This window comes from Luteimonas sp. TWI596 (genome assembly GCF_039674105.1).
Classification (GTDB): domain Bacteria; phylum Pseudomonadota; class Gammaproteobacteria; order Xanthomonadales; family Xanthomonadaceae; genus Luteimonas.
On sequence record NZ_JBDJMU010000021.1, the window covers coordinates 36,081 to 54,068 of the forward strand.

Sequence of the window (17,988 nt, forward strand, 5' to 3'; positions counted from 1 at the left end):
CGAACGATCGCGGACATTCCGGTAAGTGGGCGCCATCGAGGCGCCGGTGTTGCGCGTCACTGGCGCGCGGTCAGCACGATGCGGTCGTCTTCGGTCCGGGCCTGGACCGGGAAGCCTTGCTGGATCAGGCTGACGAACGCATCGAGTTCGGTGGCGCGGAAGATGCCACCCACGCGCAGTGCGCCGACCGCCGGATCCTCGACGACCAGCTTGCGGGCGTTGTAGCGATTGAACTCTGCGATCGCTTCGGCCATCGGGGTGTCGCGGAAGACCAACTGACCGGTGCGCCAGCTCAGGTCCTGGGCGAGCTCCACCGGCGAGCGCGCACGCACCAGCACCGCATCGCCCTGTGTGCGCGCCGCCATGCCCGCCTCCAGCAGGGGGGCTTGCAGCACCTCGTCAGGACCACCTGCGGTTTCGATCCGGACGCGGCCCTCGGTGACCACGACCTGTACGTCGTCGCCGTCGCGCCGCACCGAAAACGCGGTGCCCACCGCGATGATCCGCGTGTCGCCTGCCTCGACGACGAACGGCCGGGTCGGATCCTTGGCCACCTCGAAGAAGGCTTCGCCCTGGCGCAGGCGCACGCGCCGGTCGTCGCCGGCCATGTCGACGCGCAGGCGGCTGTCGGTGTTGAGCGTGAGCCGCGAGCCGTCCGGCAGCGCGACGGCCTCCAGCGCGCCGATGCGGGTGGCGTAGACGTCCCCGCGCGACCAGGACAACTGCACCAGCGCGGCCAGGCCGAGGACGCAGGCCACGCTGGCCGCGAGCGCCAGACCGGGCAGGCGCCGGCGCCGTGTGCGGACCTCGACGTTGGGCGGCGCCGCGGCGCGCACCGGTTCCGGCGCGGTGCCGGCTTGCCCCAGCAGCGCCTGCAGCCGGCCCACTTCCTGCCAGGCGCCCTTGAAGCGGTAGTAGGCCGCGCGGTGGCCCGCCGACTGCGCCAGCCAGGTCTCGAGCTCGGCGGCGTCGCGCTCGCTCCAGGGGCCGTTGTCCTGCCGCAGCAGCCAGGCGGCCGCGGCCTGCTCGTCGCGTTCCCTATCGCCCATAACGCGTTGCCATCCTTGTCCACGTGTCGTCGGTGTCGCGGTTGTCGGCGGACTTGCCGTACAGCGCCTCGGCCAGCAAGGCGATGCCGCGCATCAGGTGTTTTTCGACGGTCGCTTCGGCGATCCCCAAGCGGCGGGCGATTTCCTTCTGCGGAAGATCCTCGATCCGGCGCATCCACACGACCTGACGACAGCGTGGCGGCAGGCGTCGGAACAGGGTCGACAGGCGGTGCATCTGTTCGCGGCCGGCGGCGCGCCGCTCCGGCGACAGTTCATCGATCAGCACATTCAGGCTGTCCACGTCGGCCAACAGGTCGAAGGCCACGATGCGCTCGCGGCGCACACGGTCCACCAGCAGCTTGCGCGCCACGTCGAACAGGAATGCCTTGGGCGAGTGCGGGCGCTGACGTTCGGCGGCCAGCAGGACCCGGATGTAGATGTCGTGCCGGATGTCCTGCACTTCGTTGGGGTGCACCCATTTGCGTGCCAGGAAGCGGACGAGCGCGGCCTCGTGAGGCAGGATCTCGCGCTGGAACCAGGTCTCCAATGCAGTGTCCATCGCGCCGCCGTTCCGCGCTCCCCGCGCGGTTCGTCTCCGACGCTATCCCATGCGCCGGGCAAAATCGATTGGAGGAACCCGCCCCCTCGTTCGACTCCGGCTCCAATGCCCGGCCGGCCGCTGATAGGTGTGCCCTGGCCTGCGCACCGCGACGGGCCGGCACGTAAAGCGGTACGATGCGCGGCTTTCCGGGCGCCGGAGCCAGGCGTGACTCATCGCGAACCCGCACCCCAGACCGCCGCGGCGCCCATGCGCGGCACGCTGTTCATCGTCGCGGCGCCGTCGGGCGCCGGCAAGTCGAGCATCGTCAACGCCTGCTTGTCGCGCGATCCGGACATTGCGCTGTCGATCTCGTTCACCTCGCGCCCGCCACGTCCGGGGGAGCGCCACGCCGAGCACTACCATTTCGTCGGCAAGGACACTTTCCAGCAGATGATCGAGGCGGGCGAGTTCTTCGAGCACGCGCTGGTGCACGGCGACTGGAAGGGCACCGCCCGGCAGTCGGTGGAACCGCAACTGGCCGCCGGCAAGGATGTCCTGCTGGAGATCGACTGGCAGGGCGCGCGGCAGGTCCGGGCGCTGGTGCCCGAGGCGGTCAGCGTCTTCATCCTGCCGCCCTCGCGCGAGGCGCTCGACCAGCGGATGCGCAAGCGCGGCCAGGACAGCGAGGCGGTGATGGCCCAGCGCCTGGCGGCCGCGCAGGAGGAGATGTCGCATTACGACGAGTTCAACTACCTGGTGGTCAACGAGGACTTCGATCGTGCGGTCGCCGAGATGTGCGCGATCTTCAGCGCCAGCCGCCTGCGCCGGGAGCGTCAGGCCGAGCGCCACGCCGGGCTCATCGCAAGGCTGCTGTCGGGGCATTGAGCCGCGCGGACCAGGCGCCGCGCTACGCAAGTGGTTGATTCGCTGAGGCATGCCTTGCGCGGCGGGCCGCCCGGGCGTATCATGCTCGGCCCTTTTCCCCGAATTCGCGCGACCCGCGCCGGTCGCCGGGAGCCCGCATGGCCCGCATCACCGTAGAAGATTGCCTGGAAGTCGTCGACAACCGCTTCGAGCTGGTCATGATGGCCGCCAAGCGTGCGCGTCAGCTCGCCAATGGCGTCGAGGCCCAGCTCGACAACAGCGAGAACGACGACAAGCCGACCGTCCTGGCGCTGCGCGAGATCGCCGCGCGCCGGATCGACCAGCCGTTCATCGACGCGGTCGACAAGTCCGAGCGCGAGCGCAAGGAGCGCGAGGCGCTGGAATGGGCGGCCGCTGAAGTGGTCGCCGACGAGGACATGGCCAAGGGCGACGATCTGTGATCGTGCCGCGCTGACGCGTCCCGCGTCGCGCAGTGGTGTGTCGACGGCCCCGCTTTCGAGCGGGGTCGTTGCGTTTTGTCCGTCCCATTGTCGGGGCGTGGTGGCTGGCCCTGTCCGCGGCGCGGCCCGGTTCACAAACGTCGACCTTGCCCGTAGGCTTCCGGGATGACGCCCGCCCCTCCCGCCAGCCTCGTCACGCCGGACGTTTCCGGCGACGACGCGCTGCCCGATTACGTCCGCGACCTCGACCGCGCCGCGCTTTATCTGCCCGATGAGCAGCGCGCGCTGTTGCGGCGTGCATGGGAGGTGGGCGCGGCGGCGCATGCCGGGCAGATGCGCAAGTCCGGCGAGCCCTACATCACCCATCCGGTCGCGGTGGCCCGAGTGCTGGCCGAGCAGAAGGTCGACGTCGAGACGCTGGTCGCGGCGATCCTGCACGACACCATCGAGGACACGCCGCTCACGCGCGATCAACTCGCCGAACAGTTCGGTGAGCCGGTGGCCGAACTCGTCGATGGCGTGACCAAGCTCGACAAGCTCAACTTCAGCAGCCGGCAGGAAGCCGATGCCGAGAGCTTCCGCAAGATGATGCTGGCGATGGCGCGCGACCTGCGCGTGATCCTGATCAAGCTTGCCGACCGCCTGCACAACATGCGCACGCTCGGCGCGCAGCCCGGTCCTTCGCGCGAGCGCATCGCGCGCGAAACCCTGGAGGTCTACGCGCCGATCGCCCAGCGGCTGGGCATGAACCGGATCAAGGCCGAACTGCAGGATCTGGGGTTCCATGCGCTGCATCCGATCCGCCACAGAGTGCTCGAGAAGCGCATCCGCAATCAGCCGCTGGTGCGGCGCGAGGCGCTGGCGAGCATCGAAGCGCAACTGGCGCAGCGCCTGACCAGCGCAGGGCTTCAGTACCGGCTCGTGGGGCGGGTGAAATCGCCCTGGAGCATCTACAACAAGATGCAGGGCGAGGGAAAGACGTTCACCCAGGTCATGGATGTGTTCGGCTACCGGATCATCGTCGGCAACGCCGCCGACTGCTACCACGCGCTGGGCATCGCCCACGCCGTGTTCAAGCCGCTCGATGGGCGCTTCCGCGACTTCATCGCAATCCCGAAGGCCAACGGCTACCAGTCGCTGCACACCGTGCTGTTCGGGCCTTACGGCGCGCCGATCGAAGTGCAGATCCGGACCGAGGAGATGGACCTGATCGCCGAGCGCGGCATCGCCGCGCACTGGGCCTACAAGCACGGCGGCGAGGGGCCCAACAGCGCCCAGTCGCGCGCGCATTCGTGGATTGCCGGCCTGCTGGAATCCCAGCGCACGACCGGCTCGTCGCTGGAGTTCCTGGAGAACGTCAAGGTCGACCTGTTCCCCGACGAGGTCTACCTGTTCACGCCCAAGGGCGACATCATGTCGTTGCCGCGCAACTCGACTGCCCTCGACTTCGCCTACGCGGTGCACACCGACATCGGCAACCAAGCGGTCGCCGCGCGGGTGGACGGCAAGCTGGTGCCACTGCGCACGCAGCTTGCGAGCGGCCAGCGGGTGGAGATCGTCACCGCCAAGTCGTCGATGCCGCGGCCGCAATGGCTGGAGTTCGTGGCCACCGGCAAGGCCCGGACCGCGATCCGTGCCCAGCTCAAGCAACTGCAGCACGAGGACGCAGTGCAACTGGGCCATCGCATGCTCGACCGCGCGCTGGAGGGCCTGGGCACCTCGCTCGACCGGCTGCCGCAGGAACGGCTCGACACCTATCTGGCCGAGGCGCGCTATCCGCGGCTCGAGGAGCTGATGGCCGACATCGCGCTGGGCAATTGGATGCCGGCGCAGGTCGCGTCGGCCCTGGCGCAGCACGATGCCGATACCGATGGCGACCGGCCGGCGGCGCGGGCCGGCGAGACGATCCGGATTCGCGGCGACGAGCGCGGCGTCATCGCGTTCGCCAATTGCTGCATGCCGATCCCCGGCGACGACATCATGGGCTACCACACCACCGGACGCGGCATCGTCGTGCATCGGCTGGACTGCCCCAATGTCGCCGAGTTCCGTAAGTCGCCCGAGCGCTGGGTCGCGATCGACTGGGACCGCGAGGTCGTCGGCGACTACAACGTTGCGCTGCGCATCGAGGTCGAGAACCATCCCGGCGTGCTGGCACAGGTGGCCGCGGCGATCGCGCGTGCGCACTCCAACATCGACGGCGTCGAGTACCTCGAGCGCGACAGCACGGTCGCCGCGATCCGGTTCTCGATCGAGGTCAAGCACCGCAAGCACCTGGCCGATGTCATCCGCCGCACCCGGCGCCTGCCGGTCGTCCACGGCGTGCAGCGCATGTAGGCCGCGGCTGTCCGGGCGACCGCGCACGGGCATCGCCCTACAATGGCCGGATCATCCATCGGAGTTCCGCCATGCCCCGCACGCCCATCAGCACCCAGGACGCACCCGCCGCGATCGGCCCGTACTCCCAGGCCGTCCGTGCCGGCGACACCGTGTACTTCTCCGGGCAGATTCCGCTCGATCCGGCGACTGGGGAGATTGTCCAGGGCGACATCTCGGCGCAGGCACGCCGCGCATTCGACAACCTCAAGGCCGTGACCGAAGCGGCCGGCGGCAGCATGGCCGACATCGTGCGCGTGGGCCTGTACGTTACCGATCTGGGCGAGTTCGCGCAGGTCAATGCGGTGATGGCCGACTACTTCGACGCGCCGTATCCCGCACGCTCGACGATCGAAGTGCCGGCGCTGCCCAAGGGCGCGCGCTTCGAGGTCGATGCGGTGATGGTGCTCGCCTGATCCCAGGCGTGCCGCGCAGATGAACAGGCCGGCGCTCGCCGCTGCCGGCGCCGCGTCGGTCTCGACGCTGCCCGGCGTCGGCCCGAAGGTCGCCGACAAGCTGGCTGCACGCGGGCTGGCCACGGTCGGCGACCTGTGGCTGCACCTGCCGCGCCAGTACGAAGATCGGACCCGGGTCGTGCCGATCCGCGCGCTGCGCGGCGGCGTACCGGCCCAGGTACAGGGTCGGGTCGAGGCGGTGGAGCGCGCGTTCCGCCGGCGTCCGATGCTGCGTGTCGCGATCGGCGACGGATCGGGGGCGACGCTGGGGCTGCGCTTCTTCCATTTCCGCGCGGCCCAGCTGGCGCAGTTCGCGGTCGGCACGCAGCTGTGCGTCTACGGCACGCCGCGGCCGGGGCAGCACGGCCTGGAAATCGTTCATCCCAGCTACCGGGTCGTCGGCGATGCCGCCGAGTCAGTGGTCGAAGACGCGCTCGATCCGGTCTATCCCGCCATCGAGGGCATCGGGCCGGCGACGCTGCGCCGCATGATCGGGCATGCGCTCGACCGCTTGCCCGACGACGACGCCCTGGAACTGATGCCGGCCGACATGCTCGCCGGACTCGCGCTGCCGACCTTGCGCGAGGCGCTGCTGACCGTGCATCGCCCGCCGCCGGATGTGGATCTGGGCGCGCTGCTGTCCGGACGCCATCCGGCGCAGCGGCGGCTTGCGCTGGAGGAAATGCTCGCCCATCACCTGAGCCTGCGGCGGCAGCGGATCGCGTTGCAGGCGCATCGTGCGCCGGTGTTGCGCCCCGGGCCGCTCGCGGCCGCGATGCAGGCCGGCCTGCCGTTTGCGCTGACCGGTGCCCAGCGCCGCGTCCACGCCGAGATCGTGCGCGATCTCGCACGGCCGCGTCCGATGCTGCGGCTGGTGCAGGGCGACGTGGGCAGCGGCAAGACTGTCGTCGCGGCGCTGGCCGCGCTGGCGGCGATCGACTCGGGCCGCCAGGCGGCGCTGATGGCGCCGACCGAATTGCTCGCCGAGCAGCATTTCCGCAACCTGTCTGCCTGGCTCGCGCCGTTGGGTGTTCGCGTCGCCTGGCTCGCCGGCAAGGTCACCGGGCGTGCGCGTGCGGCCGCCGCGGCCGACATCGCCGCGGGCGTCGCGCAACTGGTGGTCGGCACCCATGCGCTGATGCAGCAGGCGGTCGAGTTCCACGACCTGGCACTGGCGATCGTCGACGAGCAGCACCGCTTCGGCGTGCACCAGCGCCTGGCGCTGCGCGACAAGGGGGCGCAGGCGGGCAGCGTGCCGCATCAACTGGTGATGACCGCCACGCCGATTCCACGCACATTGGCGATGGCGGCGTACGCCGATCTCGATGTTTCGGCGATCGACGAGCTGCCGCCCGGGCGCACGCCGGTGCAGACCGTGGTGCTCGGCGCCGGGCGACGCGCCGAACTGATCGAACGCGTGCGCGCCGCGTGCGCCCAGGGCCGGCAGGCGTACTGGGTTTGCACGCTGATCGACGAATCCGACGAGGTCGTGGCGCAGGCCGCGCAGACGACGTTCGAGCAGTTGTCAGCGGCGTTGCCGGGCCTGCGGATCGGCTTCGTGCACGGTCGCTTGCGGGCGGCAGAGAAGCAGGCCGCGATGCGTGCGTTCAAGGACGGTCACAGCGATCTGCTGGTCGCCACCACTGTGATCGAGGTGGGTGTGGATGTGCCCAATGCCTCGCTGATGGTGATCGAGAACGCCGAGCGATTGGGGCTGGCGCAATTGCATCAGTTGCGCGGGCGCGTGGGGCGCGGCAGCGCGGCGTCGAGCTGCGTGCTGCTGTATCAGCCGCCGCTCTCGCGCACCGCACGCGAACGGCTCGACACGATGCGCACGACCGGCGATGGGTTCGTGATTGCCGAGAAGGACCTGGCCTTGCGGGGGCCTGGCGAACTGCTGGGCACGCGCCAGACCGGCTTGGCCGAGTTCCGTCTCGCCGATCTGGCGCGCGACGCCGATCTGCTGCCGCTCGTGCATCGCCTTGGGGAGGCATTGCTGCGGATCGATCCGCAGTGCGCGGATCGGCTGGTCGCGCGCTGGATCGGGGGCGCGGCGCGCTACGCGGCAGCATGACGCCCATTTTTTTCGATGGCTGTCTCATTTTTTCGCCCAGTCAGCTGCATGAATAGACAATCTTCATTCGATCACCACTTCGGTGCGCAGTACCGTCCCGGGCATGCGGCGTGTCAGCGTCGCAGATGGGGGCTAGGGAATGGCACTGTTGAAGGAAGCGATCCGGGTCTATGCAGCCGACGAGCGACCGATCGTGCTGGCCGGCATGCGCGCGGTGGTCCAGGCGCCGGACTCGGGCATGAGGATGACCGGCGAGGCGACCGGTGCCCACACGTTGTTGTGGATGCTGCAGACGCGGATGGACTGCGACGTCGTGGTCACGGAGTTCTCGATGCCGGGGGGCGATGCCCGCGCCGGCGACGGGCTTCGTCTGCTCGGACAGTTGCGGACGCGCTTTCCCGGCATCGGGGTGGCGGTATTTAGCGAAGTTCGCAATCCGCCGCTCCTGCGCGCGATGCTCGAACTGGGCGTACACGCGATCGTCGACAAATCCGGCGCGCTTGACGAACTGCCGGCCGCGATCCGACACGCAGCGCAGGGCAGGCGCTACCTCAGTCGAACGATCAAGCGTCTGCTCGATGCCACGGCGGGCAGTGGACAGTGTGCACCGTTGTCGCGGCAGGAGGCGGAGGTTGTGCGCCTGTTCGCGAGCGGCAAATCGGTCAGTGAGATCGCGCTGTCGTTCTCGCGCAGCGTCAAGACTGTCAGCAGACAAAAGAGCGATGCGATGCGCAAGCTCGGTCTCGACAACCACAGCCAGCTCTACGCCTACGCGCTGTCCAGCGGCTTGGCCCGCTGAGCAGAAGCGATGCGGGCCGAGGCCGGCGCGCCAATCGGCGACGCTGGATGCATGCGCTTGCCTGCGGAAATCACCGTCATCGACTCGACGCGAAGACGCGATCGATGCTTGGCGCCGTGCAGTGCGTCCAGAGGCGCGAGCTTTTGAGAATCGTCTGATTCCCAATCGCTGACCGGCGCTGTTCCCTTGATCCCTCACGAACAAGAGGGGAAGCGGGATGAACAAGGTCTTTTGCAGGATCTGGAACCGTGCGCTCGGTGCCTATGTCGTCGCCTCCGAGTTGGCCGACCGGCGCGTCCGCGACGGACGTCGTGTGCGGGCCATCGTCCTGGCGATCGCCTGTGTTCCGGCGATCGCGGCCGCGGATGCCCAGGAGCGGACCGGCGCGTCGTCGTCGACAGACGCGGAGCGGATCGCCGAGCTCGTCGAGCGCCATCTCGACGAGAACGAGCGCGTGTTGGCGGGCGGCGCGTTGCCGGTCTGGTCGAATGTCGCGACGATCGGCCAGACGCGGGCCGTCGCCGGTGGCGTGTCTCCGATGGGTGTGATCGATCCAGGTGGTCTGACCGGCGGCACGTTGCCTGGGCTGGTGCAGCACCTGACCAATTTCCTGCTGCCGGTCTCCAACCAGTACCGCGCCTGCGGACTGCTGGGCAATGGCACGCTGCTGCCCGACGAATGCCTGTCCATCGCGCGCGAGAACTTCAGCTATGCGTTCCAGTCGGTGTCCCTGTTCGGCACCGATCTGTTGGTGATCCCGGATGTCCTCGACCTCAACGGCAACCGTCCGGCCGACCACACCACGATCATCGGCCGCGCCAGTTCGGGCAGCTACATCAACGTGCCGGTCGGCAACTACGCCGGCCAGAACAACGATCCGGATTGTGAGTTGGTCGCCGGCATCGGCGTGTGCATCCCCGGCGTGCTCGGCACCTACACCTGGGACACGTTGCCCGCGCAGGATTACCAGATCATCATCGGTGACGGTGCCGGCGCGAACGGTTCCAATACGGTGGTCATGGGTACCAATGCCAGCCACACGCTGCCGGCGGTCTCGGCAGCCGATCTGGGCTGGACGGGCGGTCCGGACGGCAACTACGCCGCACGGCTCGGCAATGCGGTGGTCATCGGCCACAACGCGTCGGGCACGGCGGACCGGCAGACCATCCTTGGTGCGAACGCCAACTCGGTGCACGCCAACAGTGTCGCGCTGGGCGCCGACTCGGTCACTGTGCGCGGCGCGCAGACAGGCTACAGCGCGCCGGGGCTGGCGATTGCGCAGAACTCGGCCGGCGAAGTGTCGATCGGCACAGCGACCGCGGCCCGGCAGCTGACCAATGTCGCGGCGGGCAGCGCGGCCACCGATGCGGTCAACGTCGCCCAGTTGCAGGGCGCACTGGCCGAAGTCGATGGCGTCGGCGAGTTTGCGGTCCGCTACGACGACGATGGCACCGGCGCGCCCAACTTCGGCCGGATCACACTGGCCGGGACCGGTGGCACGGCGATCGGCAATGTCGCGGCAGGCGTGGCGGCCGATGAGGCGGTCAATGTCGGCCAGCTGTCGCCGGTGGTCGCGGCGCTGGGCGGCGGCGCCGGGATCGACCCGACGACCGGCGCGGTGACCGGCCCGGTGTACACGCTCGACGACGGCAGCAACACCGGCACGACGACCGACTTCGGCGATGTGGGCTCGGCGCTCGACAATCTCGACGGGCGCACGGCAAGCAACACCACGACGATCAACAACCTGCTCGACGGCACCGAGGGCCTGGTGCGGCAGGATCCGGGCACGCTGGTGATGACGGTCGGCGGGCAGACGGGCGGCGACGAGGTGAGCTTTGCGAATGTCGATGGCGATGCGCGTCGGCTCAGCGGGGTGGCCGCGGGTGTCGATGCGACCGACGCGGTCAATATGAGCCAACTGAGCGAAGTCGCCGGCGAGGTCGGCGATCTCGGTGCGCTGGCGGTGCGCTACGACACCGATGCCGACGGCAATCCGGACTACAGCCGGGTGACGCTGGCCGGGACCGGTGGCACGGCGATCGGCAACGTCGCGGCAGGCGAGGTCAGCGCGACGAGCACCGAGGCGATCAACGGGGCGCAGCTGTTCGGGGTGGCCGGCTCGGTGGCCGACCATCTGGGGGGGGGCGCGGGCGTCAATGCCGACGGCACGATCTCCGCACCGACCTACGTGATCCGTGGCGGCAACTACACCAATGTCGGCGATGCATTCGACGCGGTGGATGGTGCGTTCGACGATCTGGTCGTCGATGTCGGCGACCTGGGGGCGACTGCGGTGCGCTACGACACCGATGCCGACGGCAATCCGGACTACAGCCGGGTGACGCTGGCCGGGACCGGTGGCACGGCGATCGGCAATGTCGCGGCAGGCGTAGCGGCCGATGAGGCGGTCAATGTCGGCCAGCTGTCGCCGGTGGTCGCAGCGCTGGGCGGCGGCGCCGGGATCGACCCGACGACCGGCGCGGTGACCGGCCCGGTGTACACGCTCGACGACGGCAGCGACACCGGCACGACGACCGACTTCGGCGATGTGGGCTCGGCGCTGGACAACCTCGACGGGCGCACGGCAAGCAACACCACGACGATCAACAATCTGCTCGACGGCACCGAGGGTCTGGTGCGGCAGGATCCGGGCACGCTGGTGATGACGGTCGGCGGGCAGACGGGCGGCGACGAGGTGAGCTTTGCGAATGTCGATGGCGATGCGCGTCGGCTCAGCGGGGTGGCCGCGGGTGTCGATGCGACCGACGCGGTCAATATGAGCCAACTGAGCGAAGTCGCCGGCGAGGTCGGCGATCTCGGTGCGCTGGCGGTGCGCTACGACACCGATGCCGACGGCAATCCGGACTACAGCCGGGTGACGCTGGCCGGGACCGGTGGCACGGCGATCGGCAACGTCGCGGCAGGCGAGGTCAGCGCGACGAGCACCGAGGCGATCAACGGGGCGCAGCTGTTCGGGGTGGCCGGCTCGGTGGCCGACCATCTGGGGGGGGGCGCGGGCGTCAATGCCGACGGCACGATCTCCGCACCGACCTACGTGATCCGTGGCGGCAACTACACCAATGTCGGCGATGCATTCGACGCGGTGGATGGTGCGTTCGACGATCTGGTCGTCGATGTCGGCGACCTGGGGGCGACTGCGGTGCGCTACGACACCGATGCCGACGGCAATCCGGACTACAGCCGGGTGACGCTGGCCGGGACCGGTGGCACGGCGATCGGCAATGTCGCGGCAGGCGTAGCGGCCGATGAGGCGGTCAATGTCGGCCAGCTGTCGCCGGTGGTCGCAGCGCTGGGCGGCGGCGCCGGGATCGACCCGACGACCGGCGCGGTGACCGGCCCGGTGTACACGCTCGACGACGGCAGCGACACCGGCACGACGACCGACTTCGGCGATGTGGGCTCGGCGCTGGACAACCTCGACGGGCGCACGGCAAGCAACACCACGACGATCAACAATCTGCTCGACGGCACCGAGGGTCTGGTGCGGCAGGATCCGGGCACGCTGGTGATGACGGTCGGCGGGCAGACGGGCGGCGACGAGGTGAGCTTTGCGAATGTCGACGGCGATGCGCGTCGGCTCAGCGGGGTGGCCGATGGCGTCGACGACACCGATGCCGCGAATGTCCGTCAGCTGCGCGCGGTGGAGGGGCAAATCGGCGATCTGGATGCATTCGCCGTGCGCTACGACACTGCCGACATGGCGCAGATCACATTGGGCGGAAGCGGCGGTACCGTGATCGACAACCTCGCGGCCGGGCAGATCGCGGCCGGCAGCCTGCAGGCCATCAACGGCGGGCAGATGTTCGCGAGCATGTCGAGCATGGCGGCGATCTTCGGAGGCGGTGCCTCGGTCGATCCGTTCGGCGGGCTGGTGCCACCGGACTACATGATCCAGGGCACGTTCTACAACTCGGTGGGCGACGCGCTGGCCGCGCTCGACACCGGGCTGACCCAGGTCAACGCGCGCATCGACAACCTGCCGCCTGGCAGCGGTGGCGGTGATCCGCTGGTGGCCGTCGACGGTGTGCGTGACGGCAGCGATGATGCGGCTATGGCCGATGGCCAGCGCGGCGTCTCGATCGGCAGCAACGCGAGCCACGGCGGGCGTTACGGCACCGCCATTGGTGGCGACAGCCACGCGGCCGGTGATCACGACACCGCGATCGGCGGCAATGCCAAGGTCCATGCCGACAACAGCACGGCGGTCGGCGCCAACGCCACCGTGCAGGCGGCGGCGAGCGAGGCCGTCGCGGTAGGCGAGGGCAGCACGGTCGCGGCAAGCGGCGGCACCGCGATCGGCCAGGGCGCGACTGTCACCGACACTGCGCAAGGTGCGGTCGCGTTGGGCCAGGGCTCGGTCGCCGATCGCGCCGGGACAGTCTCGGTCGGCAGCGCAGGCAGCGAGCGCCAAGTGGTGAACGTCGCGGCCGGCACCCAGGACACCGATGCGGTCAACGTGTCGCAGTTGCGCGCGTCCGAGCAGGGAACCGTGCGCTACGACACCAATCCCGACGGCAGCGCCAATCCGACCCAGATCACGCTCAACCGGGGCGGCGGCGAAGTGCTGGTGCGCAACGTGCGGGCCGGTACCGCCGGCACCGACGCGGTCAACGTCAATCAGCTCAACGCCGGGATCGGTCGTGCAATCGGGGAGGCGAACGCCTACACCGACATGCGTGTGGGGCAGATGCAGTCCGACATCTGGGAGATCGATCGCGGGTACCGCGCCGGTGTGGCGGCCGCCATGGCGGTGGCGGGCCTGCCGCAGGCCTACATGCCCGGCAAGAGCATGGTCGCGGCCGCCGTGAGCGGGTACGAGCGCGAGGCCGGTCTCGCGGTCGGCATCACGACGGTCTCGGAGAATGGTCGCTGGGTCTACAAGTTCAGCGGTACGACCAACACCGTCAACGACGTCGGCTTCACGATGGGCGCCGGCCTGCAGTGGTGATTGCAGCGGCCCCGTCCACGGACGGGGCCGTTTGCCTGGAATGCGGTTCAAGGAGACCCAGCATGCATTCGATCCCGAGTTTTTCCGTCCGCCTCTGCGCAGTGGTTCTCGTCGCCGGACTCGCTGCCTGCGCCTCGACTGGCGACGTCGACGAGGCGCCACGATTCCCCGATCCCGCCTCGGCGAAGCCGCTTGGCGGCATCTACCCCACGGTCGGTGCATTGCAGCCGCTGGCGCCCGGGCTGAGCAAGGACCAGCTCTACGCGTTGCTCGGCCCCCCGCATTTCTCCGAGGGCGTGTTCGGCGTGCGCGAGTGGGACTACGTGTTGAATTTCCGCGAGGTGGATGGCCAGACGGCGCGTTGCCAGCTCAAGTTGCGTTTCGACAAGGCCGGTGTGGCGCGCGACCTGCATTGGATGCCTGCCGCCTGCGCCGAGCGGACCCGGCCGCGCGATGCCCAGATCGGGGGCGGTGTCTCCACCACAGGCGAGCGGGTCGCGCTGCTGTCGGCCGATACCACGTTCGTCTTCGCCAGCGCCGAGTTGACGCCGTTGGGCCGGCGCACGCTCGATGCGCTGATCGAGCGCGCCGGTGCGCTCGATGGCAGCGAGGCGATCGAGATCGTCGGCCATGCCGACAGGATCGGCCGCTCCGCTGCCAACGATGCGCTCTCGCGCCGGCGGGCAGAGGCGGTGCGCGACCATCTCGCACAGCGCGGCGGCGCAGCGGCGCGGATCTCGGTCGACGGCCGCGGGAGTCGCGAGCCGCTGGTTGCCTGCGAGGGCCTGCGCGGCGCGGACGAGATCGCGTGCCTGGCGCCCAATCGCCGCGTCGAGGTCCTGGTGCAGCGCCGGGCCACTGCCGCGGTCCCCTGACTGACGCCGTTCGTCGCGGCTGGCCGTGCGCGGCTGCGATGGGGATAATGCGGCATGGATGCCCGTATTCCCCTGCTGATCGACACCGACCCCGGGGTCGATGACGCCCTGGCCCTGCTGCTCGCGTTCAACGATCGCGCGCATGAGGTGGTCGGATTGACGATCGCGGCCGGCAACGTCGGCCTGCACCACACCACGGCCAACGCATTGAAGCTGTGCGAGCTGGTCGGGCGCTCCGACGTGCCGGTCTATGCCGGCAGCGCCTCGCCGCTGCTGCACCCTGCGCCGGACGCGGCCTACGTACACGGCAACGACGGCTTCGGCGACATCGGCTACGCGCCGGCATCGCACGGCCTGCAGGACGAACATGCCGCACTGGCGATCCTCCGGCTCTCGCATGTGCACGCAGGCAGCCTGGTGCTGGTGGCGCTGGGGCCGCTGACCAACATCGCGCTTGCACTCAAGCTCGATCCGACGCTGCCCTCGCGGGTGGCGCGCTTTGTGACGATGGCCGGTGCAGTCACCGGGCACGGCAACATCACGCCGAGCGCGGAGTTCAACGTCTACTTCGATCCTGAGGCGGCGAAGCTCGTGTTCGACGCGTTCCCGGCGTTCGAGCTCTCGGACTGGGAGGCCACAGTGGCCCATGGCCTGCCGCACGACGAGGTACTGGCGTGGATGCGGGCGGGCGGCACGCGTGCGGACTTCTACGAAGCCATCTCGCGCAAGACGCGCGAGTGGTCGGCCGACCGCCGCGGCGACGAGTGGCACAGTGCGGATGCGCTGGCGATGGCCTGGGTGCTCGCGCCCGACGGCGTGCTGGAGACCGTCGCCCGACCGGTGGACGTGGTGCTCGACCAGGGGCCGGCCCGCGGGGCGACGATCGTCGACTGGCAGCGCCAACTCGGACGGCCGGACAATGCCACGATCCTGATGCGTTACGACCGCGTGCGCTTCCACGCCCTGGTCCGCGAGGCGCTGCAGGCGGCTTGAGCCCGTCCTGGCGCCCGCCGACGGGCGCCCTTGCCGGGCGGTCCGGGCAGCGGCTATAATGCCGCTCTTTCCCTGCGCAAACTGGTGCCGCCATGAAGGCCGACATCCATCCGGATTACCGCGAAGTCGTGTTTCAGGACGTGACTTCGGATTTCAAGTTCCTCACCCGCTCGACCCTCGCGGCCACCGCGAAGGAATCGATCCAGTGGGACGACGGCAACGAATACCCGCTGGTCAAGATCGACGTGTCCTCGGCCACGCATCCGTTCTACACCGGCCAGAACAAGATCATCGACACCAGCGGTCGCGTCGACAAGTTCCGCAAGCGCTACGCGAAGCAGTAACCGGGCCGCGCGTCGCCCGCGCGACGCGTCCGGTGTGCGCAGGCGGCCGCCAGCTGGCGGCCGTCGCCGTTTGTGCGCGACGCCCATCGCATCTCCAGGTGCGGTGGGCGTCGTCGTGTTCGACGTTCCCGCAACCCAGCGACCGCGTGTCGCGGGGGGCTATGCGATAATTGACGCGTTGCGGCAAGCGCCGCGCCCGCCCCACCGGAGCATCCGCCGCTCCGGGAAACGAGGAGTCTTTTTCAGTGTCCGATACCAATTCCAAGCTCGAACAGGTCACGCTCGATGCCGCCGGCAAGTCGGTGACGCTGCCCGTCCTGCATGGCACGCTCGGCAACCCCTGCATCGACATCTCGAAGCTGCCGAAGGAAACGGGCTGCTTCACCTACGATTCCGGTTTTACCGCCACCGCCAGCTGCAAGTCCGCGATCACCTACATCGACGGCGACCAGGGCGTACTGCTGTACCGCGGCTACCCGATCGAGCAGCTCGCCGAACATTCCAGCTTCCTGGAAGTGGCCTATCTGCTGATGAACGGCGAACTGCCGTCCAAGGACGAGTTCGGGCGTTTCGAGCACGAGGTCACGCATCACACGATGATGCACGAGTCGCTCAAGTGTTTCCTGCAGGGCTTCCGCCACGATGCGCACCCGATGGCGATGCTGGCCGCGTCGGTGGCGTCGATGTCGGCGTTCTACCACGACACGCTGGATCTGCAGGATCCCGAGCAGCGCCGCCTCGCCGCGATCCGCCTGCTGGCCAAGATGCCGACGTTGGCCGCCGCTGCCTACCGCTATTCGATCGGCTGGCCGATCCGGTACCCGCGCAACAGCCTGGGCTACGTCGACCGCTTCCTGCACATGATGTTCGAGGTGCCCAGCGAGCCGCTCGAGCTCAACCCCGTGGTCGCCAAGGCGATGGATCTGCTGTTCATCCTGCACGCCGACCACGAGCAGAACGCGTCGACCTCGACCGTGCGTCTGGTCGGCTCCACCGGCGCCAATCCGTACGCCTCGGTCGCGGCGGGCATCACCGCGCTCTGGGGTCCGGCGCACGGCGGCGCCAACGAGGCGGTGCTCAAGCAGCTGGCCGAGATCGGCGATGCGAAGAACGTCGAGAAGGCGGTGCTGCGCGCCAAGGACAAGAACGATCCGTTCCGCCTGATGGGCTTCGGTCACCGCGTCTACAAGAACTTCGATCCGCGCGCGAAGATCATCCGCGAGATGACCCACAAGGTGCTCGGCGAGCTGGGGATCGACGATCCGTTGCTGGAAGTGGCGATGAAGCTGGAAGAGGCGGCGCTCAAGGACGAGTACTTCGTCGAGCGCAAGCTCTATCCGAACGTCGATTTCTACAGCGGCATCATCTACAAGGCGCTGAAGATCCCGACCGAGATGTTCACGGTGATGTTCGCCATCGGCCGCACCGCCGGTTGGGTGGCGCATTGGCTCGAGCAGCAGGTCGATCCGGAGGCCAAGATCGGTCGTCCGCGCCAGATCTATACCGGCTACGACGTGCGCGACTACCGCAAGGGCTGACGCGCCGCCGCGCCTGCGCTCAAAGAAGCCGCGGTCTCCGCGGCTTCTTCTTTGGTGCTTCGTCGGTGCCAGCGTCGCGCCGCAGTGCTGGCGCGACCGTCGCCCACGCATGGCCGCTGTCGCAATCCCCAGCCAGCACAACACACTGAAACCGAAAGCGCGCGACTTCTTCGGCGGGCGACCTCGCCTCCATCCGGAGTCGGGTTGCGTATGTCCGCAGCAGCGGACTGGCGGCCGGTGGTCGCGTCAAGCGCGCCATGGAGGGTGCGCGCCCGAGTCAGGGCAGGGTGAGCATGGGCGGCTTGCACGGCACTGCCGCGCGTCCATGCGAACGCCACGCGTGCTTCGCGTGGCCGGACCGCGAAGCGGCCTTGACCGAGGGGAGAGCGGCTTCCGGCTGGCAGGCTGCAGCCCATCCGAAGTGAAACGCCCATTCCTGCATTTGCGAGCAGAACCTCTTTTTGCTTGTTTCCCGCATGCAGGAAAAGCAGGTCGCATCGGCTGTAATCGGGCGCCTTGCAGCGCGGCGCGCTAGTTGTGTAAAGCCAGCACGTTGTTCACAGTTATCGGAATTCTGGAGATAGGCGGGTTGTAGCCGAGGCTGGCATGGGGTCGATGCCAGTTGTAGGTGTGCAGCCAGTGGGGCA

General features: G+C 68.9%; 13 protein-coding genes and 1 pseudogene. 11 read left to right on the forward strand and 3 right to left on the reverse strand.

The genetic code is table 11. From position 1 onward, the window contains the following. Positions 1-56: 56 nt before the first annotated feature. Entirely contained in the window at positions 57-1,049 is a 993-nt protein-coding gene (locus tag ABE487_RS14595) for a FecR family protein (RefSeq protein WP_346445312.1), read from the reverse strand. Continuing rightward, positions 1,039-1,608, reverse strand: coding sequence for an RNA polymerase sigma factor (locus ABE487_RS14600; protein ID WP_346449439.1), 570 nt, complete (start codon positions 1,606-1,608; stop codon positions 1,039-1,041). The genes ABE487_RS14595 and ABE487_RS14600 overlap by 11 nt, the downstream gene beginning before the upstream one ends. 249 nt (positions 1,609-1,857) lie before the next feature. Here ABE487_RS14600 and gmk point away from each other — a divergent pair, with 249 nt between their 5' ends. The 11 genes from gmk (at position 1,858) to ABE487_RS14655 (ending at position 17,341) form a co-directional block, all read left to right on the forward strand. Beyond that, complete coding sequence (gene gmk / locus ABE487_RS14605) at positions 1,858-2,475, forward strand: guanylate kinase (RefSeq protein ID WP_346452429.1); 618 nt, start codon at positions 1,858-1,860, stop codon at positions 2,473-2,475. Positions 2,476-2,612: 137 nt separating this feature from the next. Further along, on the forward strand, positions 2,613-2,915 hold the full coding sequence (gene rpoZ, locus ABE487_RS14610) for a DNA-directed RNA polymerase subunit omega (protein ID WP_047135361.1): 303 nt from the start codon (positions 2,613-2,615) through the stop codon (positions 2,913-2,915). Positions 2,916-3,080: 165 nt separating this feature from the next. Beyond that, complete coding sequence (locus ABE487_RS14615; RefSeq protein ID WP_346445309.1) at positions 3,081-5,252, forward strand: bifunctional (p)ppGpp synthetase/guanosine-3',5'-bis(diphosphate) 3'-pyrophosphohydrolase; 2,172 nt, start codon at positions 3,081-3,083, stop codon at positions 5,250-5,252. 71 nt (positions 5,253-5,323) lie between these two features. Beyond that, entirely contained in the window at positions 5,324-5,707 is a 384-nt protein-coding gene (locus ABE487_RS14620; protein ID WP_346449442.1) for a RidA family protein, read from the forward strand. 19 nt (positions 5,708-5,726) lie between these two features. Then, a complete protein-coding gene (gene recG, locus ABE487_RS14625; protein ID WP_346452402.1) occupies positions 5,727-7,820 on the forward strand; it encodes an ATP-dependent DNA helicase RecG in 2,094 nt (697 codons plus the stop codon). Positions 7,821-7,959: 139 nt separating this feature from the next. Then, complete coding sequence (locus tag ABE487_RS14630) at positions 7,960-8,619, forward strand: response regulator (RefSeq protein WP_346445306.1); 660 nt, start codon at positions 7,960-7,962, stop codon at positions 8,617-8,619. Positions 8,620-8,836: 217 nt separating this feature from the next. After that, positions 8,837-13,591, forward strand: a complete 4,755-nt coding sequence (locus ABE487_RS14635; protein ID WP_346452401.1) for a YadA-like family protein — start codon at positions 8,837-8,839, stop codon at positions 13,589-13,591. Positions 13,592-13,653: 62 nt separating this feature from the next. Further along, the gene (locus ABE487_RS14640; protein ID WP_346452400.1) at positions 13,654-14,466 is read left to right on the forward strand and encodes an OmpA family protein; all 813 of its coding nucleotides are present in this window, start codon (positions 13,654-13,656) and stop codon (positions 14,464-14,466) included. Positions 14,467-14,520: 54 nt separating this feature from the next. Further along, positions 14,521-15,459 carry a nucleoside hydrolase gene (locus ABE487_RS14645; RefSeq protein WP_346452399.1) on the forward strand — a complete coding sequence of 313 codons (939 nt, stop codon included), beginning with the start codon at positions 14,521-14,523 and terminating at the stop codon, positions 15,457-15,459. 92 nt (positions 15,460-15,551) lie between these two features. Further along, positions 15,552-15,803 carry a type B 50S ribosomal protein L31 gene (locus tag ABE487_RS14650; protein WP_183427564.1) on the forward strand — a complete coding sequence of 84 codons (252 nt, stop codon included), beginning with the start codon at positions 15,552-15,554 and terminating at the stop codon, positions 15,801-15,803. Positions 15,804-16,048: 245 nt separating this feature from the next. Next, entirely contained in the window at positions 16,049-17,341 is a 1,293-nt protein-coding gene (locus tag ABE487_RS14655; RefSeq protein WP_183427563.1) for a citrate synthase, read from the forward strand. A 531-nt stretch (positions 17,342-17,872) separates the two neighbouring features. On the opposite strand, the pseudogene ABE487_RS14660 reads toward ABE487_RS14655, so the two are convergent. Next, positions 17,873-17,988 (reverse strand): annotated as a pseudogene (locus ABE487_RS14660) (IS481 family transposase); the annotation flags it as partial.